The following is a 7,214-nucleotide window of genomic DNA, read 5'->3' on the forward strand; positions in this document are numbered from 1 at the left end:
ATCATCAAGGTTAAAACGAGGAGTTAGTTGGATGATCCAGCACCTGATCATCATGGCGATGGGGACGCTGGCCGAGACGCGTGACAGCACGGCGGTGGCGAAGGGCGACAATCACATCCGCCGCACGCAGAACTATGGTGCGCGCGCTGGCGCAGCACCTGCAATGCCATCCGCGCTTCGCGGCCGAACTCAGCGACGAGAACATCGAGCTGCTGTACCGCTCGGCGCCGCTGCACGACATCGGCAAGGTCGGCATCCCGATGCATCTGCTCAAGCCCGGCCTGCTCGACCGCGAGGAATTCGAGGTCATGAAGCTGCACGCCGTGCACCGGCCGCTGACAGGATCACTGTTGTTGAGAAGCACATCGGCGGCACCAACGGCTTTTTGATGCTTCGCGCGCGAGATTGCCCATCGGCACCAGGAAAGTGGATGCTCCGGCTACCCAGACCGCCTACAGATCCCGCCGTCGGCGCGCCATGGCCGTGGCCGACGTGTACGACGCGCTCGATCTCGCGCCGCGGCACACGTGCGTTCACCCACCGCCAGGCGCTGGACGCGTGGCATGCGCAAGGGCCGCGGCACGCATTTCGATCCTACGTGCTCGACGCCTTCTTCGAGATCGAGGAGGAAGGTTCGCGGCCACATCGCCGCCGAATTCCGCGAGCGCCGACGCGTAATCCGGTGCGAGCCCTTCCGGCCACGGGCCGAAGGACATCGTCGGCCTTGTTTGCAAGTGCAAGGCACCGAAGGCCGAGGGCGGCCGCGAAGGGACCGCAGCGAAGCTGGAGTGAGCCGGCAGCGAAGGCGACGGCAAAGCCGCCGCGAAGAAGGCAGCGGTCGCGAAACCGGTGGCCGTGAAGAGCGCCGGCAAAGACGCCCGCTAAAATGGCTGCGGCGAAAACGGACAACGAAGGCGAAGGCGCCGGCGCCGGCGAAGACGACGCGCGCCGAAGGCCGCCGGCGACCGCGGCCCGGACGCGCGCCATCGCCGCGCCCGCCCACGGCGCGCGCACGAACCGCCATTCCGCGGCGCAGACCGTCCGCGCCCGCGCCTCGTGCGCGAGCTCCCACGATGCCCGAGCAGGAATACGCCGTGCTCGGCGCCGCTCAAGCAGGCCTGCCTCAAGGCGGCTCGGACGTCAAGAAGAGCGAACCGCTGCGCATCGGCGTGGCGCTGCTCGGGCCGAGTCGACATGGCGGCGCGCGCGCGGCGCTCGCAGTGCCCAGCTGCAGTGCCGCCGGCGGGAGCGACGCCGCCCGCGGCCAGCGCCGCGCCGCGCTCAGTGATGGGGTCGGCGGCGGCGCAGCTCGGCGCCCGTGCTTCGGCCGTCAATTCCTTCAGCTCGCGGATTCGGGATATTCGACTTCTCGTGCATCCGCAGCAGGATCGTCGCGCCGACGTTCAGCTTGCGGTGCCGGATCTTGCGACGACGGCGGCGGCTCCAGGACGCGGCACAGTTCCGCGTCGTCGCGGATTCGTTGAATCAAGGTGTCGAGTAATTTGTTCGGAACAAAAAATCGACGGCTCCACGGCCCGGCGCGATGCATCGCCTCGAGCAAACTCTTGCTCTGGCGCCATGAATCCTCCGCATGGAAATTGTTCAAGAAGATATTGACTGTTGTGGTTCCGCTTCGGCCTCTGCCCGCTCGAATGGAATCCAGCCGACCGTTTCGTTTTGTTCGGTCACCGTGGTGGGTTTGTTGGAATGCTACTACGGAGTCGACAAATCCGACGGAAACTGCTCCAATGACCTAAAACGCCATACGCAGATCTTCTTGCTGGAATTACGTCGTCTCCAGTCCGGGAACGTGTCAAAAACCGAAGGTGCGGTTGGCCATGGCTGCTGTGCTGCGGAATGGGGTGACCACGACGCCCGCGCCGCTGGCCTTGATCTCGGCGCGCAGCAGGCGCAGGATGCCGTCGGGCTCCAGCAGCTTGGCCGGTCGGCTCGCTCCGCCAGCAGCAGGCGGGGCGGCACAGGGCGTGCGCGACGCCCAGCTCGCCGCCCGACAACTGGCGCGGGAAGTCGGCGCCGCGCCCTGGCCAGGCCGACCGCGTCCAGCATCCGCGGTGGCGCGCGCCGGGTCCGGACTGCCGTTCAACAGCAGCGGCAGTGCGACGTTGCCTGCGAGCGTCAGGCGGCCGCAGGAAGGCCTGGAAGATGAAGCCCACTGCGCGTGCGCCGCAGGCGCGTGGCGGCGTCGTCGTCCAGCGCCGTCATGGGCGCGCCGTCGACGCGGACCTCGCCGCCGTCCGGCGCGTCGAGCCGCGATCAGCAGCGTGGACTGGCCCACCCCCGATTCGCCCACGACCGCGACGAATCCGCCCGGTTCGAAGCGGTGCGAGAGGGCCGCCAGCACGGCGCGGCCGCCATAGAATTGCTGAGGTTGACGAGTTCGAGCATGGATCGCCGGGTTGGCAAAACGCCTACTCTAGCACGCGCGCGGTAGGCACGCGGCGACGGCCCGTTCGTCACGCATGCGCGTGCGGAATCCCGGAATCGCGTATCATGGCCGAACGAACATTCTCAGTGGCTGTGTGTGGCTGCACTACCGAGGACGGCCCCGATGTGAAATGCCACACTCCCCGCATGTGCAGCAAACGATGGATTGCATGTACCCGCCAACATGACGAGAGCTTGCGCGCCCGCCAGGCCTGCATCTCGCCCAGCTGCACGACCGTCGGGGCTCGAAACGGTTTGAGGCCACCGAACTGCCCGAGACCATCCCACGGCGTCGTGCAGGAAGTCGGCCGAGATGTCGATGGGGACGTACTGGCGCGGCTGCAGCAGCGGGAACAGGCCCGCGGCCTTGGCGCAATTGCCGGCGCCCAGGTCGATCAGGGTAGCACCCGTGCCGACCGTGCGCGCGATCTCGGCGCCGTGCAGGTCGAAGATGCCGGCCTCCGTCCGCGTGGGATAGTACTCGGGCAGTTCGCAGATCGCCTCGAACAGTTTCGAGCCGAGCGGGTCGTACAGGAATTTGGGCGAGATGCAGGCCTGGCGGGCGCGCAAGCTCTCGTCCAGTTCGGCGGGTACATGCAATCCATCGTTTGCTGCGGGCACTGCGGGCGATGTGGCGTTCAGCATCGGGGCGTCCTCGGTAGTGCGGCCGCACCGCGCGGCCGGCTGGAATGTTGCCGTTCCGGCCATGATACGCGATTCCGGGATTCCGCACGCGCATGCGTGACGAGTGAACGGGCCGTCGCCCGCGTGCTACCGCGCGTGCTAGAGTAGCGGTTTTGCCAACCCGGCGATCCATGCTCGAACTCGTCAACCTCAGCAAATCCTATGGCGGCCGCACCGTGCTGGCGGCCCTCTCGCACCGCTTCGAACCGGGCGAATTCGTCGCGGTCATGGGCGAATCGGGGGTGGGCAAGTCCACGCTGCTGAACCTGATCGCCGGGCTCGACGCGCCGGACGGCGGCGAGGTCCGCGTCGACGGCACGCCCATGACGGCGCTGGACGACGACGCCGCCACGCGCCTGCGGCGCACGCGCATGGGCTTCATCTTCCAGGCCTTCCACGTGCTGCCGCACCTGACGCTCGCACAGAACGTCGCACTGCCGCTGCTGTTGAACGGCAGTCCGGACCCGGCGCGCGCCACGCAGATGCTGGACGCGGTCGGCCTGGCCGGGCGCGGCGCCGACTTCCCGCGCCAGTTGTCGGGCGGCGAGCTGCAGCGGGTGGCCATCGCGCGCGCCCTCGTGCACCGCCCCGCCCTGCTGCTGGCGGACGAGCCGACCGGCAACCTCGACCCGGAAACGGCCGACGGCATCCTGCGCCTGCTGCGCGCCGAGATCAAGGCCAGCGGCGCGGGCGCGATCATGGTCACCCATTCGCACGCGGCGGCCGCGATGGCCGACCGCACCTTCGTTTTGACACGTTCCGGACTGAAATTAACGTAAATTCCAGCAAGAAAGATGTGCGTTATGGCGTTTTAGTCATGAACAGTGCGTCGGATTTGTCAACTCCGTAGTAGCATTCCAACAAACCCACCAGGCATAAGTCAACAAAACGAAACGGTCGGGCTGGATTCCATTCGGACGGGGCAAGAGCCGAGCGGAACCGCAACTCTCCAAAACAGTCGATCTGTCTTGAACAATTTCCCATGCGGAGGAGTTCATGAGCGTACGGCAGAAAAAACAAGAGTTGCTCGAGGCGATGCATCGCGCCCGGGCCATGGAGCCGTCGAGTTTTGTTCCGAACAAATTACTCGACACCTTGATTCAACGAATGCAGCTGAAGAACGACGCGGAACTGTGCCGCGTCCTGGAGGTCCAGCCGCCCATCATCAGCAAGATCCGGCACCGCAAGCTGAACGTCGGCGCGACGATCCTGCTGCGGATGCACGAGAAGTCGAATATCCCGATCCGCGAGCTGAAGGAATTGACGGCCGAAGCGCGCACCGAGGCGCCGCCGCCGACCCATCACTGAGCGCGGCGCGGCGCTGCGCCACGGGCGGCGTCACTCGCCCGCGGGCGTCCCGTCTTGAGCTGGGGCAGGCTGGCGAGCACGGCGCGCACGGCCGCCATGTCGAGCTGGCCGAGCAGCGCCACGCCGATGCGCAGCAGTTCGCTCTTCTTGACGTCGAGGCCGGCCTTGAGGCAGGCCTGCTTGACGGCGCCGAGCACGGCGTATTCCTGCTCGGGCATCGTGAAGCTGTCGCGCACGAGGCGCGGGCGCGCGGACGGTGCCGTCGCTGCCGCCGCGGATGCGCGCTTCGTGCGCGCGCCGTGGGCGGGCGCGGCGATGGCGCGTGCCGCCTGCCGGGCCACCGTGGCCGGACCGGCGGCCTTCGCGCGCGTCGTCTTCGCCGGCGCCGGCGCCTTCGCCTTCGTTGTCGTTTTCGCCGCGGCCGTTTTCACGGGCGTCTTTGCCGGCGCCGTCTTCACGGCAGCCGTTTTCGCGACCGCTGCCTTCTTCGCGGCCGGCTTTGCCGTCGCCTTCGCTGCCGGCTTCACTGCCGGCTTCACTGCGGTCTTCGCGGCCGCCCTGGCCGTCGTCGCCCTCGCCATCGGGACCTCCTTCTTCAAACAAGCCAAACAATATATATCATTCGGCCCGTGCGCGGAAGGGCTCGCACCGGATTACGCGTCGGCGTCGCGGAATTCGGCGGCGATGGCGGCGAACCTGTCCTCGATCTCGAAGAAGGCGTCGAGCACGTCAGGATCGAAATGCGTGCCGCGGCCCTTGCGCATCACGTCCAGCGCCTGGCGGTGGGTGAACGCGGCCTTGTACACGCGGCGCGAGATCAGCGCGTCGTACACGTCGGCCACGGCCATCAGGCGCGCCGACAGCGGGATCTGCTCGCCCGCCAGGCGGTCTGGGTAGCCGGAGCCGTCCCACTTTTCCTGGTGCGAATGGGCGATCTCGCGCGCGAACATCAAAAAGCCGTTGGTGCCGCCGATGTGCTTCTCGACGAGCATGATCGTGTCGCGGCCGTACACGGCGTGCAGCTTCATGACCTCGAATTCCTCGCGGTCGAGCAGGCCGGGCTTGAGCAGGATGCGGTCCGGGATGCCGACCTTGCCGATGTCGTGCAGCGGCGCCGAGCGGTACAGCAGCTCGATGTTCTCGTCGCTGAGTTCGGCCGCGAAGCGCGGATGGCGCTGCAGGTGCTGCGCCAGCGCGCGCACATAGTTCTGCGTGCGGCGGATGTGATTGTCGCCCTTCGCCACCGCCGTGTTGTCGCGCGTCTCGGCCAGCGTCCCCATCGCCATGATGATCGCCTCCTGCATCAGCGCGAGCTGCGCGGTGCGGTCCTGCACGAGCTTTTCCAGGTTCTCGTTGTGTGCCTGCAGCTGGCGGCGCGCATCGAGGAGCGTCAGCTGCGTGGCCACGCGGGCAAACAGGATCGGGGGGCTGACCGGCTTGGCGATGCAGTCGACGGCGCCCAGCGACAGGCCCATCGCCTCGTCCTCGACCTGGTTCTTCGCCGTCAGGAAGATGACCGGGATACCGGCCGTGACGGGATTGGCTTTCAGCTGGCGGCACGTTTCGTAGCCGTCCAGGCCGGGCATCATGACGTCGAGCAGGATCAGGTCCAGCCCGGGCGTGGACTGGGCGATCTGCAGCGCCAGGGTGCCGTTGTTGGCGACCTTCGTGTTGTACCTGTCCTTGAGGAGGCGCGACAGCAGCATGATGTTGTCGGGCGTGTCGTCGACGATCAGGATGGTCGGCTTGTCGTTGTTGCCGGGGTGTCCGGTGGCTGCAATATTCATCAGGTTTCCGCGGTATCGGGGCGGGTTGCGGCGGCCGCCTGCGGCAGCAGCCGGCGCGCCTCTTCGAATTCGTAACGGGACAGGTGCTGCGCCAGGCGTGCCATCCGCTCGCCGTCGAGGACGCCCGCGAGCAGCGCGCGCACCGTCTCGAAGTAATCGATGGCGTCGCCCGAGTATTCGGCCAGCAGGTGGTCGAGCTGGGCGGCGGCGGCGAGCGCATCGGCGTCGCCGCCGGTGGCGCCGTCCGCCGCGGGCGCGTCAATCGGCGCGGACTCGGGCGGGGCGGCGGCCGCGTGGGCAAAATAACGGTCGAGCGATGCCATCGTCGCTTCCACGGCCGCTTCCAGCGCGCGCACGCCGGACGCCGCGCGGGCGCGGTCGGGCGAGGCCAGCGCCAGGCCCTCTTCCACCGCCTGCGCCAGCGTCTGCAGCTCGCGCGCGCCGATGTTGCCGGCCACGCCGCGCAGCAGGTGCGCGCGCGCGGCCGCCTGGCGCAGCCGGCCGGCCTCGTAGTCGGCGCGGATCTCGGCGCCGGCGGCGCGCTGGGCGGCGCGGAAGCGGTCCAGCAGCTGGACGTACAGCGCGACGTTGCCCGCCACGTGGCGCAGGCCGTACGAGGAGTCGATGCCGGACACGTTCGACAGTCCCGGCAGCGTGGGCCCGTCCGGCGCGACGGCGTCCCCGGCCGGCAGCGGCGGCGGCACGGCCTGGCCGATCCAGCGCGCCAGCGTGGCGTACAGCTTCTCCGGCTCGACCGGCTTGGCGACGTAGTCCTGCATGCCTTCGCGCAGGCAGCGTTCGCGGATCTCGGCCAGCGCGTGCGCCGTCATGGCGACGATCGGCAACCTATCGAAACGCGCATCCTTGCGCAGTTCGACGGTGGCCGCGTGGCCGTCCAGCTGCGGCATTTCGAGGTCCATCAGGTGCTGGATCATCCAACTAACTCCTCCGTTTTAACCTTAGCAATACGCAACTGAACGAAGTACACAA

Annotated in this window: 9 protein-coding genes and 1 pseudogene; 4 read left to right on the forward strand and 6 right to left on the reverse strand. The window is 67.9% G+C overall.

Translation table 11 applies throughout. The features are described from left to right. Positions 1–134 precede the first annotated feature (134 nt). Positions 135–389: an HD domain-containing protein gene (locus ACWNCF_RS02240; RefSeq protein ID WP_449405861.1), complete on the forward strand. Its 255-nt coding sequence runs from the start codon at positions 135–137 to the stop codon at positions 387–389. Between the two features lie 497 nt (positions 390–886). Beyond that, positions 887–1,288, forward strand: coding sequence for a hypothetical protein (locus ACWNCF_RS02245; RefSeq protein WP_449405862.1), 402 nt, complete (start codon positions 887–889; stop codon positions 1,286–1,288). Positions 1,289–1,339: 51 nt separating this feature from the next. Here ACWNCF_RS02245 and ACWNCF_RS02250 read toward each other — a convergent pair whose 3' ends face one another. The 3 genes and pseudogenes from ACWNCF_RS02250 to ACWNCF_RS02260 all read right to left on the reverse strand — a co-directional run. Continuing rightward, complete coding sequence (locus ACWNCF_RS02250; RefSeq protein ID WP_449405863.1) at positions 1,340–1,606, reverse strand: hypothetical protein; 267 nt, start codon at positions 1,604–1,606, stop codon at positions 1,340–1,342. Between the two features lie 207 nt (positions 1,607–1,813). Further along, entirely contained in the window at positions 1,814–2,362 is a 549-nt protein-coding gene (locus ACWNCF_RS02255) for a hypothetical protein (RefSeq protein ID WP_449405864.1), read from the reverse strand. A 380-nt stretch (positions 2,363–2,742) separates the two neighbouring features. Further along, positions 2,743–3,090: pseudogene (locus ACWNCF_RS02260) on the reverse strand (L-histidine N(alpha)-methyltransferase); the annotation flags it as partial. 170 nt (positions 3,091–3,260) lie between these two features. Here ACWNCF_RS02260 and ACWNCF_RS02265 point away from each other — a divergent pair. Both ACWNCF_RS02265 and ACWNCF_RS02270 read left to right on the forward strand, forming a co-directional pair. Beyond that, a complete protein-coding gene (locus ACWNCF_RS02265) occupies positions 3,261–3,908 on the forward strand; it encodes an ABC transporter ATP-binding protein (RefSeq protein ID WP_449405865.1) in 648 nt (215 codons plus the stop codon). Between the two features lie 217 nt (positions 3,909–4,125). Next, entirely contained in the window at positions 4,126–4,437 is a 312-nt protein-coding gene (locus tag ACWNCF_RS02270; protein WP_449405866.1) for a hypothetical protein, read from the forward strand. On the opposite strand, the gene ACWNCF_RS02275 is transcribed toward ACWNCF_RS02270, so the two are convergent. From ACWNCF_RS02275 to ACWNCF_RS02285, 3 genes are all read right to left on the reverse strand, one after another. Then, on the reverse strand, positions 4,431–5,018 hold the full coding sequence (locus ACWNCF_RS02275) for a hypothetical protein (protein WP_449405867.1): 588 nt from the start codon (positions 5,016–5,018) through the stop codon (positions 4,431–4,433). The genes ACWNCF_RS02270 and ACWNCF_RS02275 overlap by 7 nt on opposite strands. A 72-nt stretch (positions 5,019–5,090) precedes the next feature. Next, the gene (locus ACWNCF_RS02280) at positions 5,091–6,224 is read right to left on the reverse strand and encodes an HD domain-containing phosphohydrolase (RefSeq protein WP_449405868.1); all 1,134 of its coding nucleotides are present in this window, start codon (positions 6,222–6,224) and stop codon (positions 5,091–5,093) included. Then, entirely contained in the window at positions 6,224–7,132 is a 909-nt protein-coding gene (locus ACWNCF_RS02285) for an Hpt domain-containing response regulator (RefSeq protein WP_449405869.1), read from the reverse strand. The genes ACWNCF_RS02280 and ACWNCF_RS02285 overlap by 1 nt, the downstream gene beginning before the upstream one ends. Positions 7,133–7,214: the final 82 nt, after the last annotated feature.

This window comes from Massilia phosphatilytica (assembly GCF_977014125.1).